Below are 22,679 nucleotides of genomic sequence, written 5' to 3'. Positions count from 1 at the left end.
TTAAGCGCTGGATGAATTGTGTCTAGATACTTGATACTCACTTCTTACTACTCCTCAATAAATCCACACCCACAACAATTTCGTTTATTAACTGAAGCGTTAAATCTTTTTTATGTACAAAATCCTTGTTTTATTGATGCTCTTGTTCCAAACGTTACTTTCTGCTGCACAGGTTAAAAAGGTAAAAAATATCAATTATGCTGGTAATACCGATGAGGCCAATACGCTGAATGTTTTTTACAAAAACGACAGTATCAAAAATAAACCCGTTTTAATTTTTATTCATGGTGGCTCCTGGAGCAGTGGTAAAAAAGAAACCTATTGGTGGCTGGGGAGGAATTTTGCCCGGAAAGGTGTAGTTACGGTCATCATCAATTATCCTTTGGCGCCAAACGTTCAGTATGAAAGAATGGGCGAGGATTGTGCTTTAGCTATAAAATGGGTTAAAAAACATATCGCCGATTACACTGCAAGTCCGCAGAAGATTTTTGTGATGGGCCATTCTGCAGGTGCACATCTGGCTGAATTAATCAATGCCGATCCTCAGTATTTTAAGCATGCTGGTATAGCGAATCCGATTAAAGGAGTAATCTTGAATGATCCATTTGGTTTGGACATGCACGAATATTTAACCACGGCTGAAAAAGACCATTTTTATTTCGATTTCATCCGCACTTTTACTGATCAGCCTGCGGTATGGAAAGTGGCCTCGCCGCTGGATTATATAAACAATATCAAAAATCCACATCTCCTTTTTTATGGAAGTAAAACCTACGGTGCCATTAAATTGCAAACACCGAGATTATACGAGAAGCTTAAAGCGAATAATATTCCCGTAGAAATAAAAGAAATTAAAGGCAAAAGCCACGTGCCGATGATTAGTCAGATGATTTTTGGCGGGAATCAATTGTATAAGGATATTTTGGATTTTATTCAAAATGTATCGTCATTGCGAGGTACGAAGCAATCTTAATGCGGTAGGCGGGCTTTTCTTTTTTGCAGAAGCTTTAATCATCAAACCCGACAGCAGCGAAAATCCTTTTTGTTTGCAGTAGCCTTAAATGTCCCGTTATCTGCAGCCTATGGAACAGATCCTTCGTGCCTCAGGATGACAGCGCCACAAAAAGATTGTAGCGTATGGCGGGACTACCGCAACCGATTAGCACTGAAGCCTGCTTTCCAAAAAAAGACACTTTTAAAGCAAGAAGTGACTTTACACCGTTCGCGTAATCTTATCCAATTTACTATAATCCATCACCATTTTGCCTTCTTCGTTATGATAATACATTTTCTCAAACTTAGCATCCATTTCTATTTCTTCATCCTGATAACTGGTTCTGGTGTGGATCGTCTGCGAGAAAGTATCATCAAAAGCTTTAAGAATTACAAAAACCTCTACTTCGGCATGCTGCAGCTCGGTTAAGGATTTTTCGAAAAACGGACTATCTTCCGTAATCGGGTGTACCAAGGTCCAGTTTAAAGAGAGGATGCCGATTTTATTGCGCTCTAATGCCAGGGGATAAAATTTTCTTACATGCTTACCGTCAACCGTTTCATTGTACGACATCACCATCTGCACTTCTACTTCTATAAGCTGGTTGCGGCGTAAATTAACCAAACGGCACATCAAGCCATGTCTTTTTTCGTAAGGTGCAATCACCATTTTTTTGCTGAAACTCACTTTAGAAGTTGGTCTGCTGAAACGGCCATACAATAAACCTGTAGCTAATGCAAAAGCCAGTAAACCCAACATGCTCTCGAAAGCGGCAAGCACACTGGTAATAAAGCCCTGTGGTGAAATGTGGCCATAACCCACCGTAGAAATGGTTTGCGCGGAAAAGAAAAAGGCATCAAAAAACTGATCGCGCAGGGTTACACCTTTGGCGCCATCTAAATTTTCAATCCCAACAACATTATATAAAACTGCAAAAATGGTATTTACCACCAGGTAGGCGAGAAGAATGACAAAGAAAAACCGTGTCCAGCTCATGGTTACCAAACGGGTGTAGGTATCATCAAATTTGAACCAGGGCAGACCTGTACGTTCTATATTTGCCGAACCATCCGGGTTAAGCATGCGCTGGTTTTTGGTTACCGGATTGGATCCGAAACCTAAATCATCATTAAACTGTACTTTTCTTTTAAAGAAAGCCATATATTTTTAGAAAGATTTTGGAATATTAAAAAACAATGTCAATATTTGCTTTATACAAACATGATAATTAAAAACTTAAATAACAATTGGTGGTGGCATAACGAAATTCGTTAGGCAAATTCTATTGTTATATATTTTAAAATATTTTAAACACAATTAAGAGGATTGCCCAAAAAGCAATCCTTTTTTTTTGCGCCACGGTTCGTGTCTTCACGAACCGGAATAGAATAAACATAAATGGTTTGTGGAGAAACAAACCATGGCGCAAAATAGAGATAAATGAAAAATGAGTCACAGATGTACACAGATACACACAGATTTTTATCCGTGTTCATCCTTTTCATCTGTGGTTAAATAACATTGCAATAAACCATCGCCACGGTTCGTGTCTTCACGAACTGGAATAAACATAATGGTTTGTGGAGACACAAACCATGGCGCAAGATTGAATATAAAACATGAAAAAAATATTAAACCATTTATTCGAAAACAAGAGTTTTAGCAGGGAAGAAGCAAAGAACATTCTAATTTCCATTTCGGAAGGCGCATTTAATTCTTCGCAAATTGCCGCTTTTATTACGGCTTATGCCATGCGCAATATCACCGTTCAGGAGCTGCAGGGCTTTAGGGATGCCATGTTGGATATGTGCGTAAAAGTAGACCTTTCTGCTTACAACTTGATCGATCTTTGCGGTACCGGTGGCGATGGTAAAGACACCTTCAACATTTCTACGTTATCATCATTTGTGGTCGCGGGTGCAGGGCATCAAGTTGCCAAACATGGTAATTATGGTGTTTCTTCGGGTTGCGGATCATCAAACGTAATGGAATACTTGGGCTATAGCTTTACCAACGATGAAGCTACTTTAAGGCGTAATTTAGATACTGCGGGGATCTGTTTTTTACATGCACCACTGTTTAATCCTGCCATGAAAATTGTGGCACCGATCCGTAAAGAACTTGGGGTAAAAACATTTTTTAATATGTTGGGACCAATGGTTAACCCAGGACAACCAAAATACCAGATGGTGGGCGTTTTTAGTTTGGAACTGGCTCGTTTATATGCTTATTTATACCAGGATACCGATAAAAGCTATACTATTGTACATGCACTGGAGGGTTATGATGAAGTTTCGTTAACCTGTGATGTAAAAACCTTTTCAAATAAGGGCGAGCAGATTTTAACACTTGATGACATGGGCTTCGAAAAGGTGGATGTAAATGCAATTAAAGGCGGGGATACGGTAGAATCATCAGCCAAAATATTTATGGATGTACTAAACGGCGAGGCAACTGATGTGCAGAACAACGTGGTGTTATGTAATTCGGCATTGGCCATCCGAACCATCAAACCCGAAATGTCATTTGCCGATTGCTATTACGAAGCAGAAGAATCGCTGAGGGATAAAAAAGCTTTAAACAGTTTTAAACAGTTACTGGCATGTTAAAATTAAAGGTTTGTGGTATGCGTTTAGCGGCCAATATTGCTTCGGTTGCCGGGTTGCAACCTGATTATTTAGGCTTTATTTTTTATGAAAAATCGCCAAGGTTGATCAGCGATGTTTCAGCAGAATTGATCAAATACATTCCTGCTGAAATTAAAACTGTTGGTGTTTTTGTAAACGAGGATATTGAAAAGGTAAAAGAAAAAATAAACACATTCAAGTTAAAGGCTGTTCAGTTACATGGTGACGAATCTTCAGAATATTGCGAAGCATTACAATTAAGTTTCACTGGTATAGAAGTGATTAAGGCTTTTGGGATAGATGAAGAGTTTGATTTTTCGGCTTTGGAAGCTTATTTGGGTACAACTGATTATTTCCTGTTCGATACCAAAACGAAGGCACATGGCGGATCGGGAAAAACATTTAATTGGTCTGTTTTAGACCGATATACCTATGCAAAACCTTACTTTTTAAGCGGTGGAATTGATTTAGAACATGCCATAGCCATTAAAAACATCAACGACGATCGTTTATATGCATTAGACATTAATAGCCGTTTCGAAACCGAACCAGGTGTGAAAGATGCAGAAAAGATTAAAGAATTTATAAAAGAAATGAATACAAAATAATGTCATTGTGAAGTTGATTAAAATATAGGCTTATCCGTCATTCCCAACCCGATAGCTATCGGGTTGATTGGGAACCACGCAGTGCTCATCGAAGATAATCGTAATGCAATAAGCTTTAAGATTCCCGCCTGCGCTGGAATGACGACTTATCTTTGGCAGCTATCAATGTGACAAACGATTTGATAAAAATATTATGAAATACAAAGTAAACGAAAAAGGATATTACGGAGATTTTGGAGGCGCGTACATCCCCGAAATGCTTTATCCAAATGTAGAGGAACTGCGTCAGAATTATTTAAAGATTATTGCTGATCCTGATTTCCAGAAGGAGTTTCATCAGCTGTTAAAAGATTACGTTGGCCGTCCTTCGCCATTGTATCTGGCTAAAAGATATTCTGAAAAATTCGGCGCTAATATTTTCCTGAAAAGGGAAGACCTCAACCATACCGGAGCGCATAAAATTAATAATACCATCGGACAGATTTTACTGGCCGAAAAATTGGGTAAAAAACGCATCATTGCCGAAACTGGTGCTGGTCAGCACGGTGTAGCCACCGCAACGGTTTGTGCACTGCGTAACCTGGAGTGTGTTATTTACATGGGCGAAGTAGATATCGAGCGTCAGGCGCCGAATGTGGCCCGTATGAAAATGTTGGGTGCAAAGGTTGTTCCTGCAAGTTCGGGTAGTAAAACCCTAAAGGATGCTACCAATGAAGCTATGCGCGATTGGATCAACAACCCGGTTGATACACATTATATTATCGGTTCAGTGGTTGGTCCACATCCTTACCCTGATATGGTGGCGATTTTCCAATCCATCATTTCCGAAGAAACCAAAAAACAACTTTTGGAGCAGACCGGTAGTGACCAGCCTGATTATGTTTTGGCTTGTGTGGGTGGAGGAAGTAACGCCATGGGCATGTTCTATCACTTTATGGACGATGAAAACGTAAAATTGATCGCTGTTGAAGCAGCAGGAAAGGGTGTGTCAAGCGGATTTTCGGCGGCCACAACTTACCTGGGCAACGAAGGCGTTTTACATGGCAGCAGAAGTATTTTAATGCAAACACCAGATGGACAGGTGGTAGAGCCTCATTCGGTTTCGGCGGGGTTGGATTACCCGGGCATCGGGCCACAACATGCACATTTATTTAAAACCGGCCGCGGACAATATGTTTCCATCACAGATGAAGAAAGTTTGGAAGCTGGTTTACTTTGCACACAATTGGAAGGTATTATTCCGGCAATAGAAAGTGCACACGCCCTGGCTTATTTAGAAAAAATGGAATTTAAAGGTGGCGAAAATGTAGTGGTTTGCCTTTCAGGCCGTGGCGACAAGGATCTGGATACTTATATAAAATATTTTAATCTTTAAGGTAGATTTGAGACAATAGACATGAGATTTGAGACGATTGATCGCTTGTTAGGCAATCTAATCTCACATCTCATATCTCACATCTCATATCTCACATCTCAAAACAATGAACAGAATTAAACAACTCTTCCAGGAGAAGAAAAATATATTATCAATTTATTATACCGCTGGTTATCCTAATATTGGCGATACCGTTCAGATTGCTGAAGCCCTGCAAAAATCAGGGGCAGATATATTGGAAATCGGCTTTCCTTATTCTGATCCGGTTGCTGATGGTCCTGTGATCCAGGCGAGCAGTAAACAATCGCTTGATCAGGGTATGACACTTAAACTGCTTTTCGAGCAGCTGAAAGAATTACGTAAAAATGTAACCATCCCGGTTTTGTTAATGGGTTATGTAAATCCGGTTTTACAGTTTGGTGTAGAAAAATTTTGTGAGGCTTGTGCCGAAGTAGGGGTAGATGGTTGCATTGTTCCCGATTTGCCGATGGTAGAGTATGAGGAGTTTTATAAAGATTGCTTCGAAAAACATCATTTGAGCAATGTATTTTTAATTACCCCGCAGACCGCTGAAGAGCGTATTCGTAAAATAGATGGTTTAACCAATGGATTTATTTACCTGTTATCATCTTCAGCTACAACCGGTAAAAACTTAGAAGTTGGCAATACTACCGAAACTTATTTTAGTAGAATTAAAAACATGAACCTAAAAAATCCAACCATGATCGGTTTTGGGATCAGCGATAAACAAACTTTTGATAAGGCCTGTTCTTATGCCAATGGTGCCATTATTGGTACGGCTTTCGTTAAAGCCATTGCCGATGGAAATTTAGAAGAAAGCGTGAGTAATTTTATGAAGAAATTTAAGGATTAAAATTCTAATTCCTTTAATGATCGTCATCTAGCAGAGTAGCGCAGTAGAGAAATCTAAAAATGCATGTCTCAGTGTCTATCAGGAGATGACGATCATTTTAAACTATCATTAGTGATTTATTTTAGCATTTTCGTTCTACAGAATCCTGAAAGGAGTAGGATTTTAGCTGATTCAGTTATTCAATATCAATTGATCAATAAGACCTGAAATTTTCTTGGCATTTTGATAAACCATAAAATGTGTTCCGTTTTCAATCAAGAAATCAGGCATTGCTTTTTTGGAATAGAGGATTTTATCTTTTGTTCCATGGATGTGAAAAATCTTTTCCGGTTTAACCTTATTTTTCCAGCTTAAAATACTTCCGATCGCCCATTTTAAAAAATGAGGATCGGTATCTTTTATAATCCTGTTCAGTAATATTTTCTCGCTACTGGATTTTGTGCCAAAATAATAATGCTGTGTAAGTTTATTTGATGCTTTTAAGAGCTTAGCAGGAATCAAATTTAACAGTCTGAATTTACCTGCGAAACGATATAATGCAGGGAGATGGCTGCTCAATATGGTGCTTGATATGATAATAGTTGCTACAGGTTTTAACAATTTAGCAATTTCTACCGCAATCATTCCACCAAAAGATACGCCTACCAACGCAAATGGCTTACTGGTATCTATAATCCGGCTCAGGCGTTCAGCGTAAACTTCAAGTGTCTCATTTTGATTAGGATTTATCCATTCAATATGAATAATATTGATCTTTTCGCTAAGTTTTAATTTTGAAAAAATCTGTTGATCAGCCCCGAGGCCGCTAATAAAATAAGCGTTCATTATGCTGGTAAGTTCCAGTCAATTGGTTTCAGGTTATTTTGTACCAAAAGCTGGTTTGCTTTCGAAAAATGTTTCGATCCGAAGAAACCATTGTATGCGGAAAATGGTGATGGGTGAGCAGCTGTCAAAACATAATGCTTTTTCTGATCAATTAAAGCCGCTTTTTGCTGTGCATATTTACCCCACAATAAAAATACGATATGTTCACGTTTCTCAGATAAAGCTTTGATAATCTCATCTGTAAAAATTTCCCAACCCTGGTTCTGATGCGAACCTGCTTCTGAAGAGCGAACGGTTAAAGTGGCATTTAATAGCAATACACCTTGTTCTGCCCAATGTGTTAAGTGGCCATGGTTTGGGGTTTTAAAACCTTCAATGTCAGTTTCCAGCTCTTTGTATATATTTTTTAAAGAAGGTGGAACCGCTACACCGCGTTGTACCGAAAAAGAAAGACCATGCGCCTGGCCTGTACCATGATAAGGATCCTGGCCGAGAATGACTACTTTTACCTGATCAAATGGGGTAGTATTCAATGCATTAAACATATCCGCCCCTTTCGGGTAAATAGTAGCACCTCGCTGCTTCTCTTCCTGTAAAAAAGACTTCAGTTTAATCATATAGTCTTTTTCAAATTCTTCTTCTAAAACGGCTAACCATCCCGGTTCTAATGCTGCTGACATAATATTGATGTAAGATGTATAATGTAAAATGGATTTTGGATAATGTGTTGTAAATAAATTTTAGTCGATGGTTTGATAGCTCATCGTTAATGGCTTGGATGGTTTAGCTTAAACCAATAGTCTATCGAAAATAATGACTTATGCAATCAACTATGAACCATTAAAATATGAACCATGGAACAAAAAAAAGCTCAAAAAGTTTAAGATTTCTTCTTGTATATCGCCAATAAATCTCCTTCAAGTGTTGTTTTAGGTCCTTCAATAATCCGTCCCAATTCTTTACCTTTCTTATCAAAAACAATAAAAGTTGGTACCCTTACAATATCTAAGCCATCCAATATGCCATTTTGGGCCTTTTTGTTGCCATCAACAGCAATAATCTCTATATTTTTCTCTTTAAAGTGCAGGGCATCTATAATTTTAAGAAAGTTTGGTACGTTCGCTTTGCTGTCGCCGCACCAGGTTCCCAGCACAATTTTGATTTTTTCGTTTTTGATCAGTTTTTTCAGTTCGATCATTGTTGCTGCATCTGGCACATATGCCTCATAAAGAGGATCGTACATTTCCTTAAATTCAGGAAAAGTAGTAACGCCCTCGCGCGTACAAGCGTTAATCAATATATCTTTATTGTGAACTTCGTCGTGTATTTTTTTATTCAAGTCCTGTGCAGAAACGTTCATTGCAAGTATTATTAGGGTTATAGATAAAATGATTTTCATATTTATTAGACGTTTTTTTTAACTTTTAAATTTTTATTGAAATTATTGTTTTAAAATCTAATTTCTGCCATTTAAACACGATATTTGCGAAAAAAAATAATTAGAATAATTTATGCCAAATATCATCAGATTAATTGCGGGGTTTGCTTTACTAGGTGGCGCAGTAGCTTTATTTATTTTCGGTTTCTGGCCTTGGGGTATTATTGCCATTTTATTGGGGATAATTGTACTGGTAACTTATTTCTTTAATGAGAACATGCTTTTAGCACAATGGTTTCTTAGAAAAGATAACATGCCCAAAGCAAAAATGTTTTTAGATCGTATTACCAATTATGAAACGCAGTTGATTAAAGTTCAACACGGTTATTATAACTTATTGATCGGTTTAATTGAAAGTAGAACAGCGCCAATGCAAAGTGAGAAATATTTTAAAAAATCGCTTGCATTAGGTATGCAGATGGATCATAATATTGCTTTAGCAAAATTAAGTTTAGCTGGTATTGCAATGGCTAAACGCAACAAACGTGAGGCAACCATGTACCTTGCTGAAGCTAAAAAAGCAGATAAAAATAAATTGCTGGCTGATCAGATTAAACAAATGAAAGATCAGATGGGCATGATGGACAAACAACAGCAAGTTCGTTACAGATAGTATTAATGTATCGTATACAGAGCCATTTCAGAAATGAAGTGGCTTTTTTTTGATCAAATCTTCACAAGATTAGTGTTTTGCAATGGCTTTGCACCTCTATGATGATAGTATTTTGATTAGGAAATGAGCGTTCAGTGGTTCTTGGCGGTTTTTAGTCCCGCTTTCGCTTATAGTCCTCGCTGCGCTCCGGGCTATTCCGCTTAATCGGGTTTACAAACAATGGTTTCTACACCATAAACCCAACAAGCGAAATAATGCCGTAGCCAAATAGCTCTGGTTGCACCGATGTCCTAATGTTATTAAGTTAAGGAATAAATCGTAAAAAAAATACCCTTAACGTAGTTGAAGGGTGTTTATGAGCAATTTATCAAAGCTCAAGAAGTCTTCGACTACGCTCAGACTGACAACTGTGGCGCTATCTTTTTGATTATAGTATTTTTGATTAGGAAATGAGCGTTCAATGGTTCTTGGCTGTTTTTAGTCCCGCTTTCGCTTATAGTCCTCGCTGCGCTCCGGGCTATTCCGCTTAATCGGGTTTAGGAACATAGGTTTGTGCACCCTACAATCCTACAAATCAAATACTGTTTTAGCAAATAGCCCCGGTTGCAGCGATACCCTGCAGCAACGAGGTACGAGGCAGCGAAGCGTATAAGCGGAAAACGGGAAGAAACTTAGTGTTTTGTATTGGCCCTGCGCTCAAAAAAAATGGATCAATTTGGTTAATGGGTAGCTTTGCATAATAAGCGGTAACAAAAAAGCGAAAGCTTTAGCTACATCAGATAACTACGACATTGCTGAATCTTTAATTGCGTTTTATTAATATCATTGAAAAATCTCTCAATTAGGCTTTGCTTTGTCCTATATGATTATCATACTAACGGTGCTCTTCCAATAAATCTTTCTTCTCCCAACAAAAAACCGATTGCCCGTTTTACATTTTTATCTATTGATGCTTCTGTTTTAAGATTTGCGATATAGCGGACAATTTCTTTCTGTAAATAAGGCGAAAGGCCATCAAATATTTCCTGCGCCCGTGGATGTTTAGCTAAAGCCTCGGTCAATTTGGGATGCATGTCGATAATCTGTTTTTCAGGATTAAATTCCATTTCGAAAGTCGCGAAATCTCCAACATCTTTATGGGCAGCCCTACGCATGGGCATGTTCAGATATAAACGCCAGTCGCCCGCGTACCTAACCAGGGTTTGCCTAAAATCATGCCCATCTATTTTTATGTTGATAGGGATTTGTCCCTTGTCTTTTCCAGATTGATGAAAAATAGAATTTAATACTTCTTCTGGTACAAATACAAAAGGGTTGATGCCTATAATTTTAATCTCAGCCTTAAAAGCTTTCGGTTTTTTGATATTCATTGATTAAAGATATTTCCTTTGATCAAAACGCCATAATTTTTATCCAATAAATCAAACTTTATAATTTATCTCTATGCGCTCCGCGCAAAGCCTTCCGCCTAACGCTTTCCGCAAAAAAACAAAACCAAATTCTATTTTTCATTGTAGTTTATATAAAATTCAAAACTATGGCAACATCACAAGAGGGGAGTACAAACAATACTCAGGAAGAAAATAACATCCAGGATTTAGGCGGTAAAGAGGCTATCGAAAAATTGAGAACTTTAGCCGAGAAGGCCGAAAGTTGTTTTTTCTGTACCAATATTAAAACAGGAGTACCTTTATCGGTAAGGCCAATGGCTATTCAGCAGGTTGATGATGAAGGTAACATCTGGTTTATGAGCATGAAAGACAGTCATAAAAATGATGAAATTTCAGCCGATCCTTTTACACATTTACTATTTCAGGCCGGTGCCCATTCAGGTTTTGTAAATATTTATGGTATTTCAGAAATCAGCAGAGATCAGGCCAAAATTGACGAGCTTTGGAGCCCGTTTATTAAAACCTGGTTTCAGGGAGGGAAAGACGACCCAAATATTACACTGATCAAAGTAATCCCATCAGAAGGTTATTACTGGGATACCAAACACGGAACAGCCGTTGCATTTTTGAAAATGGCCGCATCCGTAATTACCGGGAAAACAATGGATGATTCAGTAGAAGGAACTTTGGATATTGATTAGTGAGGTTAACTGTTGGAATCGGTTAACTCGTTAATTGTTGCAATTAACTGTCAACTGAGAATTACCAACTGCAAACTGATTATTTATCTCCTAAATAATCAAAACCTTCAAAATCTTCTCTTTGTGCTCTTTTGCTTAAGATATCATCTTCTTCAACCTGTACTCTTGAGAAGAACAAAGCTTCGGCCTGGATTCTTTTTATTAATTGGCGAACCAATGTTAAATCGAAAGCATCTTTGCTTAATTTAATGCAGTACTCTCTTTCGTTGATTTCTAAACTTGACGTATTCATATGGCAACTGATTTTAATTATCGATTGCTGTAAATATAGAAAAGGCTTGCTAAACAATTGTTAGCAAGCCTTTTAAGTTTATGTTATGTTTTTGTTAAAAATTGGCAAATATTCTGCCTTGTAGGTTAACAAATTAACTATTTCTGTGATAGGAATAAGCCATCATCTGTTTTGGCAACTTTCAAAATGCCTTTGCCAGTTAGGGCTTTCAAAGTAGTATCCCATTTTTTATTGCTCCAATCGGTCAGCTTTGCTTTTACATCCGCTAACAGGTACTGTTCGCCTTCAGTAACTAAAGCATATAATTCAGTTTCTTCCGGAGTCATTTCAATTTTCTTTTTTTCCGGACGCATCTGAGGGAAGAACAAAACTTCCTGGATAGTACTTTGGTTAGTCATTAACATGACCAAACGATCGATACCAATACCTAAACCTGACGTTGGCGGCATACCATACTCTAAAGCACGTACAAAATCATCATCCATCGCCATAGCTTCATCATCACCACGTGCAGCTAATTTTAACTGATCTTCCAAACGTTCTTTCTGGTCAATCGGATCGTTCAATTCTGAATAAGCATTGGCAATTTCCTTGCCATTCACAAACAGCTCAAAACGCTCTACCAAACCTTCCGCAGTACGGTGTTTTTTAGCTAGTGGTGTCATTTCGATAGGGTAATCGGTAATGTAGGTAGGCTGGATTAAGTTTGCTTCTACTTTAGCACCAAAAATCTCATCAATCAATTTACCGCGGCCCATGGTCGAGTCGATTTCGATGCCCATTTCATTGCATTTGACAGCAATTTCTTCTTCTGTCATATCTGAAACATCAATGTCGGTATACTTTTCTATAGACTCGTACATGGTTAGTTTTTCATACGGTCCTTCGAAATTAATTTCGTTCGCACCAACTTTTACTACAGCAGAACCTGTTGTTGCAATAGCTACTTTTTCTAAACATTCCTCAACCATTGCCATCATCCAGATATAATCCTTATAGGCAACATAAATTTCCATTGAAGTAAATTCGGGGTTATGCGTACGGTCCATTCCTTCATTGCGGAACATTTTACCAAACTCATATACGCCGTCAAAACCGGCAACGATTAATCTTTTTAGATAAAGCTCATTTGCAATGCGCAAATAAAGCGGCATATCTAAAGTATTGTGGTGTGTAGCAAACGGGCGTGCCGCTGCACCGCCATGGATAGGCTGTAGGATAGGGGTTTCCACTTCCATCCAACCCTGGTTGTCGAAATAACTGCGCATGGTGTTGATCACCTTGCTGCGTTTAATAAAGATCTGTTTGTAATCAGGATTTACCGTTAAATCTACATAACGCATGCGGTAACGCAGTTCCGGATTGGTAAAGCCATCATAAACATTCCCTTCATCATCACGTTTAACGATTGGTAGTGGGCGTAATGACTTAGAAAGTACCTTAAATTCAGTTACATGTATAGAAATTTCACCTGTTTGTGTAGTAAATACATATCCTTTAACCCCAATGAAATCGCCGATATCTAAAAGTTTTTTAAATACGGTATTGTATAGTGTTTTATCTTCCCCAGGACAAAGTTCATCACGCTTTAGGTAGATCTGAATTCTGCCTGTAGAATCCTGTAACTCCGTAAAAGAAGCAGCACCCATAATATTCCGGCTCATAATTCTACCTGCCAATACTACGGTCTTGTATGCGGTTTTATCTACTTCATAATTGGCTAATATATCTGCTGCGTAAGCATTCACTTCATAAGCTTCTGCAGGATATGGCTCAATGCCTAATGCTCGTAATTGTTTTAGCGACTCACGTCGTAATTGCTCTTGTTCTGATAATCCTATACTCATTTCGGGTATTTTTTGCAAAAGTAAGAATTTGCAATGTGTTTATTATTGTAATGGATATCATTTCAAACGTCATTTTTTGAAAAGACACCTTGAGGCAAAGATAAGAAAGGGATTGTAATTAATAAATGCTTTATTAGATATAACACCGTATTTGAAAATGTTAAGCGTAATGAAAAAATATGGATAGTCAGAAACTTTACCATCAGTATTTATTCCAGATCAATTAAAGGATTCCAGAATACCTTTTTAAGGTTTTGAACTTTCAGGTTTTTAATTTCAACGCCTTCGCGTTCGAGAAGTTCTTGTCTTTTAGCTGTAGATGATGGATCGCCAGCGAGTAAGCCATTGCTGCTGATTACCCTATAATAAGGCACAGGAGGCTGTGCTGCCCCGCAAGCACCAATAGCTTTGGCAACCATTCTCGATAGATTAGGCGTACCAATGGCTTTTGCAATTGCACCGTATGAAGTTACCTTACCTTTGGGTATTTCTCTGGTTAAATCCCAAACCTGTTCGATAAATAAAGCCTGATTCATGATTAAATAAATGATTCTTAAAGCTATTAAATATATGTATAATGCTTTAATAACTACCACCGATTATATCAAGCAGGCAATTGTAAAGAAAACTAGTTATTGGTAACCGCTTGTTAATCTGTCAATTAAGATTTATGCTAAATCCTACCGTCTCTTTTTGCTAAAAATATTAGTATTTTAAGAAAATAGACATATCTTTATATCAGATTTTTAACACATTTAATTTTTAAAAGCAATTTTGTTGCATTTATTTGGAATAACAAATTTTGATCTTTATTTTTGATGAGGTTATTTGGTTAGTTAGTTGATTGATAACGGAGGGGTAGTGGTTCACCCCTCCTTATTTTTGCTAGTCGGCAGGGGTGGATATTTTTAGCATAAATAATTTTATTATTACTGCTAAGCATCAGGCATAGGTGAGCAGATTTCAATTAAAAATCCATTGATGTCCTGTATATAAGCTACAGCCTGCCCCCAGGGTTTTATTTTCATGTTCTCAAGAGGAATTGCCCCCAGTTCCACTGCATGTGTAAAAACCATTTCTACATTTTCTGTTGTAAAGCCTAGCTCTATACCAAAAGGCTTTTCTCCCTTTATGCTTTCCTTAAAACCACCGGATAAATTAGCATTTGCGAGTCGCATATTGGCAAATGATATTACGGTATCGCCACTGAGCAGCTCGGCATAATCGTTTTCAGGGGTTATAAATTTCCTTTTAAAGCCGAACGCCTTTTCATAAAATTCTATCGATTCAGTCACATTTTTAACGTAGAGTATTGTGTAGCTAAATTTTACCATAAGTTGTTTTAATTTTTTCCAAAGATACTACGTGCGTCAGAATTGACTTTGTAAAAATGCGACAAAAACTATAATTGGGAAGGAGCTGAACCAGTAAATCTTTTTATTTCCTTTGTGAGATGGGCATGATCATAGTATCCCGATTCGAAAGCAATTTCAGCTAAGCACTTAAGTGAATTATTATTTTTAATTATCTGGTTGGCAAACTGGTAACGAACGAGACTTATAAAATCTTTAGGACTTACACCAACTGAACTTTTGAAATGTCTTTCTAATTGCCTAGGCGTTGTAAAGTATTTCTTTGCGAGTTCACTGACTTTTAATTGACCATTTTGTACTTCGATATCCTTAATTATGGGCAGAATCGAATATTTGGGAGGAGAGAGTTTACGAAGAAAAAAACGATCTAGATGGGCTGAAGTATTTTCATCAATAGCGTAAACTAAAGGCAAATCCATGTTTTTAAGTTCAATACTTTGATTAGTAAATTCGTGTAATGAAGAAAGTTTAAAAAAATAGGAGAACGCTGCCGGTTTAAATCGAATACCCAGAATTTTTGCTTTACCTATGGTCTGATATTCTTTAAAATGCATCATCGTGCCGATAAGATAAGTAGTTTCGCTTTTCATCAACACACTACCAATTTCGGTTCGGTAATCATCCTCAATATTGAAGATGATATCTACACACCCATCGGGTAGAATTTTGGTTTTATGAAGCGCATTCTCAGTAATTTCTGATATCCAATAGGCATCGATATAGTGCTTTAATACCGGGTGTGGCTGTATTTCAAAATAGGCCATTAAGTTTACATATTACTCCGCTTCTACACCTTCCTCATACATTTCATTAATCGCCTCTGCGTATTTTTTCTCTACAATACGGCGTTTAACTTTCATGGTTGGTGTAATTTCTCCTTCATCAATATCAAAAGGATTGCGTTTAATCTTGAAGTTTTTAATCCGTTCAAATTTGGCCAGTTCGTTGGATATTTTTTTGATATCCTGCTCCATCCAATCGATAATTTCGGGATTGCTGATAAAAGGATCGGCCTCTTCAAAAAATGAAGGTTTAAGTTTAAAGGTCTCTTCTAAAGTTTCGCGGTTTGGAATAATGATTGCCGTAATAAATTCTCTTTTATCGCCAATCAGAAAGAGTTGATCAATTTTCGGACTTTTTAAATAAATGTTTTCTACCGGAGTAGGGTATACATTTTTGCCATAGGCATTTACGATCATATTTTTTAAACGATCCGTGATCTGAAGATTACCTTTATAAAAACGGCCAATATCACCCGTGTGGAACCACATATCCTTATCTATGGCTTCTGCAGTTTCGGCAGGTTTATTAAAATAACCCTTCATTACGCAATGGCCACGTACAATTACTTCGCCCTCCGCACATTCAAAATCTTCATTAAAGGTATGGTGGGTTTGAATGCTGATGATTTCTTTACTTTCCACATCCTGTATACCTACTTCAATACCTGGAATAATACGTCCAACGGTGCCATATACCTGTCTGTGGTATTCTGTAACCGACATTACCGGTGAAGTTTCGGTTAAACCAAAACCTTCCAAAATTTTAATGCCGAGATCGCCAAAAAACTCACCAACATTTTTAGGAAGTGCAGCACCGCCCGAAATCATAAATTTTAAACGGCCACCGGTTTTTTCCTTAATCTTGCTGAATACCAGTTTCTCTGCAATTCCTTTTTTTGCTGATAAGATTAAGCCAGGATTTTTTCCTGCCTCTTTTGCAACCCGGTATTTGTTACCAGTTTCTAAAGCCCAGGTAAATATTTTTGCCTTTGTGCCTCCGCCTGCAGTTCCTCCTTTTATCGCCTTATCGTGTATGCGTTCTAAAAGGCGTGGTACGCAACTCATCACGGTTGGACGAACTTCGCCCATGTTTTTGGCCAATAACTCTAAACTTTGTGCAAATGCAATTTTACAGCCCTGGGCGCAGCAAACATGGTAAGTTGCCGTACGCTCGAATACATGCGACAGTGGTAAGAAAGAAAGGAAAGTTTCTGTTTGATCGATCACCGGAATTTGTTGCAAACAAACCTCTACGTTTTTTACAAAATTATGGTGGGTAAGCATTACACCTTTTGGCGTTCCGGTAGTACCGGAGGTATAAATTAATGAGGAAACATCTTCAGGTAAAACCAAACTTCTACATTGCTCAATTTCAGCCTTTTCGGCAACCGTAACCTGATGTTTAAGTGCTAAAATATCAGAAAATGCGATAACCTCTACATTTACATCTGCCGGAATGGTCACCTTTTCGAAATCCTTGAAAGCAGGAATGATATATTTTAATGCTTTACAGTTTGCAGCTACTTTTAAAACCTTACGGTAAAGAAAATTATTCCCAACCAGAATAGCTTTTATGCCAGAGTCGTTAATAATATAGGCTACTTCCTGTTCAGAAAGTGTAGGATAAATAGAAACGTTAATTACACCAATTTGCTGAATACCTTGGTCATAATATACATATTCCGGAGAATTCTCAATCATTAAACCTAAGCGATCGCCTTTTTTGATCCCTTTTTCCAGGAAAAATGCAGAAACAGCGTCAGCTCTTTTTAAAGTATCTTCAAAAGAAATTTCAATCCATTCTGCACCCTGTTTATGGATTAAAAAGGTTTCCTGAGGTTTATGAATATTTTTTACAACATTCCGTAATAAGGTAGGAACAGTTGAAAAATCATTTATTAATGGCATGCTCGTAATTTGGTCTGCTGATTATAATTAACAATTATAAGGCTTTTTGGTTTAATAAATGCAACAGTGTGATAAACCTATTCAAAAATTAAATAAAAAATGTAAAATTTAAGCCAGGACAAAAACACCGTAAGAAAAAAGGACAGCAGTTTTGTTTGTACATTAATGGAAATACCTGTTTTTAGGTAGATCTATATAGTGGTTTATGGTTATTTTTAATCTATTTGAGCCAGGCTGTTGTATACTGGCACTTCAGTTGCAATTGACATGCTAAACTTATAATTAAAAATTGCATGATGAAAAAAACAACAAACTTAACCAGGGTAGCGAAAGGATCTGCATTTGCTTTAATAGTAGGTGTAGTGCTGCAATTTGCGGCTTGCTCTAAAAACAACGACATTAATCCGAGCGATGAAGAAATCTTGACCAAGAAAATAGAAGATATTATTCCGCAAAGGTATGTAGATAGCCTGACTAAGCTGGGTTTTACCATAAACAAGGGTACTACGCCCCCAGATATCGTTGGTGCTTATTTATTTAAGCCTTTTACCATAAAGAGCAGTAATATACCCAATGATCCCTATCAGCCGGGTTATGTGCTTAATGATGGTGTAGTTAAACTTTATGAGCAAAGTACTAGCGATTTCAGCATAAAAATGTTGGGCAAAAATTTTATCGGTGCGGCAGATACCAGTGTTGTAACCGCCATTAGTGGAAGTGGAAATAAATTTACCGTTTACGGAAAGGTAAAAGCGTACAGAAACGGTGGTTATAATTTTTTCGCTTTTTTAATGTCTGGAGAAAAAGATGGTAGCAATATTAAAAACGGAATTGCAGGCATCATTAACATAGACGATTCTCATACCGGATTTGGTACCATTGCAGAGGGACAAGGCAGGGTTGCCTTTGATGGCGATTATACTTCTGGACCTACAGATTTTAATAGCAAAATCGCTATGGTTACCGAAGAAAATGCCATTAGCAGTAAACCATCTCAATCTCAATTGAAATAAAAAAGAAAGCGGCTCAGAAAAATTTCCTGAGCCGCTTTCTTTTTGCTGTTTAAATTATATTAATTATACTGAAAAACTTTCGCCGCAACCACAGCTACGGCTGGCATTCGGATTTATAAAGTTGAAACCTTTTCCGTTTAAACCATCAGTGAAATCTAATTCAGTTCCAGCCAGGTAAAGGAAAGATTTCATATCTAAAGCAATTTTAATTCCTTTATCTTCAAAAAACTGATCTCCTTTTTGTTCTTCGTTATCGAAATCTAAATTGTATGATAAACCAGAGCAGCCACCACCCTTTACCGAAACGCGTAAAAAGTAATCAGAACCCATTTCCGAATCCTGCATTAAGTGGCCTATTTTTTCTTTTGCTTTATCTGTTATCGTAATCATAATATTAAGATTTGAGATTTGAGATATTAGACTTGAGAATAAATTGAGAACCTTGAAGTCTCACATCTCAAATCTATCTTCTCAAATCTAGTCTAGTGGTGTGATTTTTCTAGCGCAATTGCTTCTAAACCATTTTTAACACGGTAATCGTTAATTGCTGATTTAATTGCATCTTCTGCCAATACTGAACAGTGGATTTTTACCGGAGGTAAAGCCAATTCTTCAACAATATCCATGTTATCGATAGATAAAGCCTCATCAATTGTTTTTCCTTTTAACCATTCTGTTGCTAAAGAAGAAGAAGCAATTGCAGAACCACAACCAAATGTTTTAAATTTAGCATCAGTGATTACATTATCTTCTCCAACCTCAATTTGTAAACGCATTACGTCGCCACACTCAGGTGCACCAACTAACCCTGTGCCTACAAATTTACTGTCTTTATTTAAAGTACCTACATTACGTGGGTTATTGTAATGATCAATTACTTTTTCTGAATATGCCATGTTTTTATTTTTTTAATCTCCCTAAGGAGCAATTTATTTTTAGTTTTCAATTACCAGTTTTCAATGACCAGTTTGCTTACTCAAAACTGCAAACTGCCAACTCCAAACTGAACTAGTGTTCTGCCCATTCAATTTTACTCAAATCGATTCCTTCTTTAAACATTTCCCAAAGTGGAGAAAGTTCTCTTAAGTGGTTAACCGCTTTTTGAGTTACTTCAATCGCCTGATCGATTTCTGCTTCAGTAGTAAACCTTCCTAATCCATAACGGATAGAAGAGTGTGCCAGATCATCAGATAAACCTAAGCTTTTTAATACATAAGATGGCTCTAAAGATGCTGAAGTACAAGCTGATCCTGAAGATACAGCTAAATCGCTCATGGCCATCATTAAACCTTCACCCTCAACATATTTGAAAGAAATATTGGCTACGTGAGGTAAACGATGCTGTGTATTACCATTAACATAACTCTCTTCCATTTTACTTAAAGTTGATTCTAACTTATCGCGTAAAGCCGATAAACGAATAGCTTCGCTTTCCATTTCTAAACGGCAAAGTTCGCAAGCTTTACCTAAACCAACAATACCCGGAACGTTTAAAGTACCAGAGCGCATACCGCGTTCATGGCCACCGCCATCCATTTGTGCGGTAACTTTAACCCTTGGATTTTTACGGCGTACATAAAGTGCACCAACACCTTTCGGACCGTACATTTTATGTGCCGAGAAAGCCATTAAATCGATACCATCAGCATTTACATCAACAGGGATTTTACCCACTGCCTGCGTAGCATCAGTCATAAATAATGCACCATGTTTATGTGCAATGGCTGCAATTTCTTTAACAGGTTGGATTACGCCGATTTCATTATTGCCATACATAATCGAAACTAAAATCGTTTCGGGCGTCATGGCCGCTTCCAATTCAGCTAAATCAATTAAACCGTCTGCTTTAACACCTAAATAAGTAACGCGTGCGCCATTTTTTTCTAAGTGTTTGCAGGTATCTAAAATTGCTTTATGTTCAGTAACCGCAGTAATAATGTGGTTACCTTTTTCTTTATACATTTCAAATACACCTTTAATCGCCAGGTTATCGGCTTCGGTAGCACCTGAGGTAAAAATAATTTCTTTTTCAGTACAGCCGATCAATTTGGCTACCTCCTCGCGGGCGTAATCAACCCCCTCTTCAGCCACCCATCCAAAAGCATGGTTACGGCTTGCAGCGTTTCCAAATTTTTCAGTAAAGTAAGGTAGCATTGCTTCCAGCACACGCGGATCTAACGGCGTTGTAGCATTATTATCTAAATATATCGGCTGTTTCATCTCTATTCTGTTAATTATAACACAAAGATACGAAAAAACTTATTGAACAATTATAAATAATAGCTATGAGCTTATAGAGAAAAGCTGCATTTTTACATTAACATAACCTTATACCCTATGAAAAAGATAGAACACATCGGTATCGCAGTAAAAGACCTGGACCATTCCATTGCCATTTACGAGAAACTGCTTAATACCGATTGTTATAAAACGGAGCAGGTTGCTTCCGAATTGGTCAATACAGCTTTTTTTAAAACCGGCGAGAACAAGGTAGAGCTGCTTCAGGCTACTGCAGCAGATAGTGCAATTGCAAAATTTATCGAGAAAAAAGGAGAGGGGATTCACCATATCGCTTTCCTGGTTGATGATATTCTGGCGGAAATGGAAAGGTTACATAAAGAAGGTTTTGTGCTGCTCAGCGATTCTCCAAAAAGAGGCGCAGACAATAAGATGGTATGTTTTGTTCATCCAAAAGATACCAGTGGCGTGTTGATTGAGATTTGCCAGGAAATTAAATGGGTGTAGGGATGGAAGGAGGTAAGATGGGTGATGTACACGCATTCGTCGCCTTAAATTTAATTCAGGGTCTTTGAAAACGAAGGGTTCCGTATTTCATCGGGTCTGTAGCCCTGCTGTACATTTTAGGTCCTCCTTGCAGTCGGACGCTGCCATTTCCATCAGGTTTATTTAACTTTGGATAGTGGTTCTTGGCTTTTGCAAATTGCCTAAAACTTAATTAAACAAAGTAATCTTAAAAATTTATCTTAGGTAAATTTGATCTTGAAATCCTACAATCTTAAAAATCCTGTTCCATGTCATTAATCAGCATCATTAGCAAAGATTTCGATATACCCGATCAACTTTCCGAAAATCAACTGCGCAAGGTTCTGGTTGATGCTTTTGCTTACCTCATTGATAACGATTTTCCGAAACTGATCCAGATCTTATATAAAGCCGATGTTGATCAGTATAAATTAAAGGATTTATTGGAAACGGTAGAGGGCTCCAGTTCTGCTGAAGTGATTGCTGATGCTTATATTACCCGTCAGAAGGCCAAAATAGAAACCTGGGCAAAATATAGTTCGAAAAAGGATTAAGATGCTTCTTCCTGTGCCGGATTAAAGCGGTTATACATATCCATATCGAAAAATGAAATAGAATTGATCTTGTCTGCTTTCAGTACCAGATCTGTTTTCAGCTCATCGGTATTTGCTACAGAGCCATCTTCAATATAACTGGCATAAACGGTTAAATATTGTGTGGTAAAAACCAGTTCCTTGTCATCAGCCTTGCGATAACCACTAAAGGCGGGGGTAATCCGGATATAACTGGTAGTAAAGGGCTTCGGTAATTCTTTTACCCATCCAATGTAGAATTTTCCGCTATCCATGGTAAACTGTAAAAGGTGTGCGTCAAAAAAAGATGAACTTAATAACAATTCAAATTCATTTCCAGAAGTAGCGATGGCCCTTTTAATGGCTTTAAGGCGGTTGATAAAAAGATTAGCGATTTCTGTTGCGGCTACGGCAACCAATAACGATAGGCTGGTGGTGCCGAAATAGGGTGCATGGATGGGGAGTAATTTGCTAAGATGTTCAACCGTTTCCGGCCAGATGGCAATAAAAATTGCCCTTAGGATAAAACATGCGCCGAGTAATAAGATACCCGCAAAAGCAGCATTTAATAAAATGCGCTGGCTTTCGAGCCGGTATTGTACATACCGTAAATACCTAAACCTGATTAATATATAATAGCCGCCTACAAGAGGGAATAAAAGCAGGTTAAAAGGCATCTATAA

General features: G+C 37.6%; 25 protein-coding genes. 10 read left to right on the top strand and 15 right to left on the bottom strand.

The window, feature by feature from the left end; translation table 11 throughout:
• Positions 1 to 112: 112 nt before the first annotated feature.
• Positions 113 to 973 (top strand): alpha/beta hydrolase, encoded by an 861-nt coding sequence (locus OQX63_RS02555; RefSeq protein ID WP_265849322.1) that lies wholly within the window; start codon positions 113 to 115, stop codon positions 971 to 973.
• A 240-nt stretch (positions 974 to 1,213) separates the two neighbouring features.
• Here OQX63_RS02555 and OQX63_RS02550 read toward each other — a convergent pair whose 3' ends face one another.
• Complete coding sequence (locus tag OQX63_RS02550) at positions 1,214 to 2,155, bottom strand: ion channel (protein ID WP_265849321.1); 942 nt, start codon at positions 2,153 to 2,155, stop codon at positions 1,214 to 1,216.
• A gap of 458 nt (positions 2,156 to 2,613) precedes the next feature.
• Here OQX63_RS02550 and trpD point away from each other — a divergent pair, with 458 nt between their 5' ends.
• The 4 genes from trpD to trpA all read left to right on the top strand — a co-directional run bounded on the left by trpD (position 2,614) and on the right by trpA (position 6,478).
• The gene (gene trpD, locus OQX63_RS02545; protein WP_265849320.1) at positions 2,614 to 3,603 is read left to right on the top strand and encodes an anthranilate phosphoribosyltransferase; all 990 of its coding nucleotides are present in this window, start codon (positions 2,614 to 2,616) and stop codon (positions 3,601 to 3,603) included.
• Positions 3,597 to 4,229, top strand: coding sequence for a phosphoribosylanthranilate isomerase (locus OQX63_RS02540; RefSeq protein ID WP_265849319.1), 633 nt, complete (start codon positions 3,597 to 3,599; stop codon positions 4,227 to 4,229). The genes trpD and OQX63_RS02540 overlap by 7 nt, the downstream gene beginning before the upstream one ends.
• Before the next feature lie 193 nt (positions 4,230 to 4,422).
• Positions 4,423 to 5,604 (top strand): tryptophan synthase subunit beta, encoded by a 1,182-nt coding sequence (trpB, locus tag OQX63_RS02535; RefSeq protein WP_265849318.1) that lies wholly within the window; start codon positions 4,423 to 4,425, stop codon positions 5,602 to 5,604.
• Between the two features lie 106 nt (positions 5,605 to 5,710).
• Positions 5,711 to 6,478: a tryptophan synthase subunit alpha gene (gene trpA / locus OQX63_RS02530; protein WP_265849317.1), complete on the top strand. Its 768-nt coding sequence runs from the start codon at positions 5,711 to 5,713 to the stop codon at positions 6,476 to 6,478.
• Between the two features lie 171 nt (positions 6,479 to 6,649).
• Here trpA and OQX63_RS02525 read toward each other — a convergent pair whose 3' ends face one another.
• From OQX63_RS02525 to OQX63_RS02515, 3 genes are all read right to left on the bottom strand, one after another.
• Positions 6,650 to 7,303: an alpha/beta fold hydrolase gene (locus OQX63_RS02525; protein WP_265849316.1), complete on the bottom strand. Its 654-nt coding sequence runs from the start codon at positions 7,301 to 7,303 to the stop codon at positions 6,650 to 6,652.
• Positions 7,303 to 7,983 (bottom strand): uracil-DNA glycosylase, encoded by a 681-nt coding sequence (gene ung, locus OQX63_RS02520; RefSeq protein ID WP_265849315.1) that lies wholly within the window; start codon positions 7,981 to 7,983, stop codon positions 7,303 to 7,305. Before ung ends, OQX63_RS02525 begins: the two co-directional genes overlap by 1 nt.
• 200 nt (positions 7,984 to 8,183) lie before the next feature.
• On the bottom strand, positions 8,184 to 8,663 hold the full coding sequence (locus OQX63_RS02515; RefSeq protein ID WP_265849314.1) for a thioredoxin family protein: 480 nt from the start codon (positions 8,661 to 8,663) through the stop codon (positions 8,184 to 8,186).
• Positions 8,664 to 8,814: 151 nt separating this feature from the next.
• Between OQX63_RS02515 and OQX63_RS02510 the strand changes: the two genes are divergently transcribed.
• Positions 8,815 to 9,354 (top strand): hypothetical protein, encoded by a 540-nt coding sequence (locus OQX63_RS02510; protein ID WP_090496042.1) that lies wholly within the window; start codon positions 8,815 to 8,817, stop codon positions 9,352 to 9,354.
• An 869-nt stretch (positions 9,355 to 10,223) separates the two neighbouring features.
• On the opposite strand, the gene OQX63_RS02505 is transcribed toward OQX63_RS02510, so the two are convergent.
• Complete coding sequence (locus OQX63_RS02505; RefSeq protein WP_265849313.1) at positions 10,224 to 10,724, bottom strand: YdeI/OmpD-associated family protein; 501 nt, start codon at positions 10,722 to 10,724, stop codon at positions 10,224 to 10,226.
• Between the two features lie 167 nt (positions 10,725 to 10,891).
• Between OQX63_RS02505 and OQX63_RS02500 the strand changes: the two genes are divergently transcribed.
• The gene (locus OQX63_RS02500) at positions 10,892 to 11,446 is read left to right on the top strand and encodes a pyridoxamine 5'-phosphate oxidase family protein (protein ID WP_265849312.1); all 555 of its coding nucleotides are present in this window, start codon (positions 10,892 to 10,894) and stop codon (positions 11,444 to 11,446) included.
• A gap of 79 nt (positions 11,447 to 11,525) precedes the next feature.
• Here OQX63_RS02500 and OQX63_RS02495 read toward each other — a convergent pair whose 3' ends face one another.
• The 6 genes from OQX63_RS02495 to OQX63_RS02470 all read right to left on the bottom strand — a co-directional run bounded on the left by OQX63_RS02495 (position 11,526) and on the right by OQX63_RS02470 (position 17,648).
• Complete coding sequence (locus tag OQX63_RS02495) at positions 11,526 to 11,738, bottom strand: hypothetical protein (RefSeq protein WP_265849311.1); 213 nt, start codon at positions 11,736 to 11,738, stop codon at positions 11,526 to 11,528.
• A 137-nt stretch (positions 11,739 to 11,875) separates the two neighbouring features.
• Positions 11,876 to 13,585, bottom strand: coding sequence for a lysine--tRNA ligase (gene lysS / locus OQX63_RS02490; protein ID WP_265849310.1), 1,710 nt, complete (start codon positions 13,583 to 13,585; stop codon positions 11,876 to 11,878).
• A 209-nt stretch (positions 13,586 to 13,794) separates the two neighbouring features.
• A complete protein-coding gene (locus OQX63_RS02485) occupies positions 13,795 to 14,121 on the bottom strand; it encodes an MGMT family protein (protein WP_265849309.1) in 327 nt (108 codons plus the stop codon).
• A 399-nt stretch (positions 14,122 to 14,520) separates the two neighbouring features.
• Positions 14,521 to 14,919, bottom strand: a complete 399-nt coding sequence (locus OQX63_RS02480; RefSeq protein ID WP_265849308.1) for a VOC family protein — start codon at positions 14,917 to 14,919, stop codon at positions 14,521 to 14,523.
• Positions 14,920 to 14,987: 68 nt separating this feature from the next.
• Complete coding sequence (locus OQX63_RS02475; RefSeq protein WP_265849307.1) at positions 14,988 to 15,722, bottom strand: helix-turn-helix domain-containing protein; 735 nt, start codon at positions 15,720 to 15,722, stop codon at positions 14,988 to 14,990.
• A 12-nt stretch (positions 15,723 to 15,734) separates the two neighbouring features.
• Complete coding sequence (locus OQX63_RS02470; RefSeq protein WP_265849306.1) at positions 15,735 to 17,648, bottom strand: AMP-dependent synthetase/ligase; 1,914 nt, start codon at positions 17,646 to 17,648, stop codon at positions 15,735 to 15,737.
• Positions 17,649 to 17,944: 296 nt separating this feature from the next.
• Here OQX63_RS02470 and OQX63_RS02465 point away from each other — a divergent pair, with 296 nt between their 5' ends.
• Complete coding sequence (locus tag OQX63_RS02465) at positions 17,945 to 18,661, top strand: hypothetical protein (RefSeq protein ID WP_265849305.1); 717 nt, start codon at positions 17,945 to 17,947, stop codon at positions 18,659 to 18,661.
• 63 nt (positions 18,662 to 18,724) lie between these two features.
• Here the strand turns inward: OQX63_RS02465 and OQX63_RS02460 are convergent, their stop codons facing one another.
• From OQX63_RS02460 to OQX63_RS02450, 3 genes are all read right to left on the bottom strand, one after another.
• On the bottom strand, positions 18,725 to 19,051 hold the full coding sequence (locus OQX63_RS02460) for a HesB/IscA family protein (RefSeq protein WP_090496049.1): 327 nt from the start codon (positions 19,049 to 19,051) through the stop codon (positions 18,725 to 18,727).
• 92 nt (positions 19,052 to 19,143) lie between these two features.
• Positions 19,144 to 19,557, bottom strand: a complete 414-nt coding sequence (gene iscU, locus OQX63_RS02455; protein ID WP_090496050.1) for a Fe-S cluster assembly scaffold IscU — start codon at positions 19,555 to 19,557, stop codon at positions 19,144 to 19,146.
• 112 nt (positions 19,558 to 19,669) lie between these two features.
• Positions 19,670 to 20,881, bottom strand: a complete 1,212-nt coding sequence (locus OQX63_RS02450) for an IscS subfamily cysteine desulfurase (protein WP_265849304.1) — start codon at positions 20,879 to 20,881, stop codon at positions 19,670 to 19,672.
• 117 nt (positions 20,882 to 20,998) lie between these two features.
• Between OQX63_RS02450 and mce the strand changes: the two genes are divergently transcribed.
• Positions 20,999 to 21,406, top strand: coding sequence for a methylmalonyl-CoA epimerase (gene mce, locus OQX63_RS02445; RefSeq protein ID WP_265849303.1), 408 nt, complete (start codon positions 20,999 to 21,001; stop codon positions 21,404 to 21,406).
• 287 nt (positions 21,407 to 21,693) lie between these two features.
• Positions 21,694 to 21,978: a hypothetical protein gene (locus OQX63_RS02440; protein WP_265849302.1), complete on the top strand. Its 285-nt coding sequence runs from the start codon at positions 21,694 to 21,696 to the stop codon at positions 21,976 to 21,978.
• Here the strand turns inward: OQX63_RS02440 and OQX63_RS02435 are convergent.
• Positions 21,975 to 22,673 (bottom strand): hypothetical protein, encoded by a 699-nt coding sequence (locus tag OQX63_RS02435; protein WP_265849301.1) that lies wholly within the window; start codon positions 22,671 to 22,673, stop codon positions 21,975 to 21,977. The two genes, OQX63_RS02440 and OQX63_RS02435, sit on opposite strands and share 4 nt — an antisense overlap.
• Positions 22,674 to 22,679: the final 6 nt, after the last annotated feature.

Source organism: Pedobacter sp. PF22-3 (genome assembly GCF_026239555.1).
In the GTDB taxonomy this organism is placed as follows: domain Bacteria; phylum Bacteroidota; class Bacteroidia; order Sphingobacteriales; family Sphingobacteriaceae; genus Pedobacter.
This window is presented reverse-complemented; position numbering and strand designations above follow the sequence as displayed.

Excerpts from the sequence above, each read along its gene's own strand:
- OQX63_RS02495 (WP_265849311.1), bottom strand. The coding sequence starts at position 11,738 with ATGAATACGTCAAGTTTAGAAATCAACGAAAGAGAGTACTGCATTAAA.
- trpB (WP_265849318.1), top strand. The coding sequence starts at position 4,423 with ATGAAATACAAAGTAAACGAAAAAGGATATTACGGAGATTTTGGAGGC.
- OQX63_RS02480 (WP_265849308.1), bottom strand. The coding sequence starts at position 14,919 with ATGGTAAAATTTAGCTACACAATACTCTACGTTAAAAATGTGACTGAA.
- OQX63_RS02505 (WP_265849313.1), bottom strand. The coding sequence starts at position 10,724 with ATGAATATCAAAAAACCGAAAGCTTTTAAGGCTGAGATTAAAATTATA.
- trpD (WP_265849320.1), top strand. The coding sequence starts at position 2,614 with ATGAAAAAAATATTAAACCATTTATTCGAAAACAAGAGTTTTAGCAGG.
- OQX63_RS02485 (WP_265849309.1), bottom strand. The coding sequence starts at position 14,121 with ATGAATCAGGCTTTATTTATCGAACAGGTTTGGGATTTAACCAGAGAA.
- OQX63_RS02500 (WP_265849312.1), top strand. The coding sequence starts at position 10,892 with ATGGCAACATCACAAGAGGGGAGTACAAACAATACTCAGGAAGAAAAT.
- OQX63_RS02460 (WP_090496049.1), bottom strand. The coding sequence starts at position 19,051 with ATGATTACGATAACAGATAAAGCAAAAGAAAAAATAGGCCACTTAATG.
- OQX63_RS02470 (WP_265849306.1), bottom strand. The coding sequence starts at position 17,648 with ATGCCATTAATAAATGATTTTTCAACTGTTCCTACCTTATTACGGAAT.
- OQX63_RS02525 (WP_265849316.1), bottom strand. The coding sequence starts at position 7,303 with ATGAACGCTTATTTTATTAGCGGCCTCGGGGCTGATCAACAGATTTTT.
- OQX63_RS02555 (WP_265849322.1), top strand. The coding sequence starts at position 113 with ATGTACAAAATCCTTGTTTTATTGATGCTCTTGTTCCAAACGTTACTT.
- OQX63_RS02465 (WP_265849305.1), top strand. The coding sequence starts at position 17,945 with ATGAAAAAAACAACAAACTTAACCAGGGTAGCGAAAGGATCTGCATTT.
- OQX63_RS02450 (WP_265849304.1), bottom strand. The coding sequence starts at position 20,881 with ATGAAACAGCCGATATATTTAGATAATAATGCTACAACGCCGTTAGAT.
- OQX63_RS02440 (WP_265849302.1), top strand. The coding sequence starts at position 21,694 with ATGTCATTAATCAGCATCATTAGCAAAGATTTCGATATACCCGATCAA.
- OQX63_RS02475 (WP_265849307.1), bottom strand. The coding sequence starts at position 15,722 with ATGGCCTATTTTGAAATACAGCCACACCCGGTATTAAAGCACTATATC.
- OQX63_RS02435 (WP_265849301.1), bottom strand. The coding sequence starts at position 22,673 with ATGCCTTTTAACCTGCTTTTATTCCCTCTTGTAGGCGGCTATTATATA.
- iscU (WP_090496050.1), bottom strand. The coding sequence starts at position 19,557 with ATGGCATATTCAGAAAAAGTAATTGATCATTACAATAACCCACGTAAT.
- lysS (WP_265849310.1), bottom strand. The coding sequence starts at position 13,585 with ATGAGTATAGGATTATCAGAACAAGAGCAATTACGACGTGAGTCGCTA.
- OQX63_RS02515 (WP_265849314.1), bottom strand. The coding sequence starts at position 8,663 with ATGAACGTTTCTGCACAGGACTTGAATAAAAAAATACACGACGAAGTT.
- ung (WP_265849315.1), bottom strand. The coding sequence starts at position 7,983 with ATGTCAGCAGCATTAGAACCGGGATGGTTAGCCGTTTTAGAAGAAGAA.
- OQX63_RS02540 (WP_265849319.1), top strand. The coding sequence starts at position 3,597 with ATGTTAAAATTAAAGGTTTGTGGTATGCGTTTAGCGGCCAATATTGCT.
- trpA (WP_265849317.1), top strand. The coding sequence starts at position 5,711 with ATGAACAGAATTAAACAACTCTTCCAGGAGAAGAAAAATATATTATCA.
- OQX63_RS02510 (WP_090496042.1), top strand. The coding sequence starts at position 8,815 with ATGCCAAATATCATCAGATTAATTGCGGGGTTTGCTTTACTAGGTGGC.
- mce (WP_265849303.1), top strand. The coding sequence starts at position 20,999 with ATGAAAAAGATAGAACACATCGGTATCGCAGTAAAAGACCTGGACCAT.
- OQX63_RS02550 (WP_265849321.1), bottom strand. The coding sequence starts at position 2,155 with ATGGCTTTCTTTAAAAGAAAAGTACAGTTTAATGATGATTTAGGTTTC.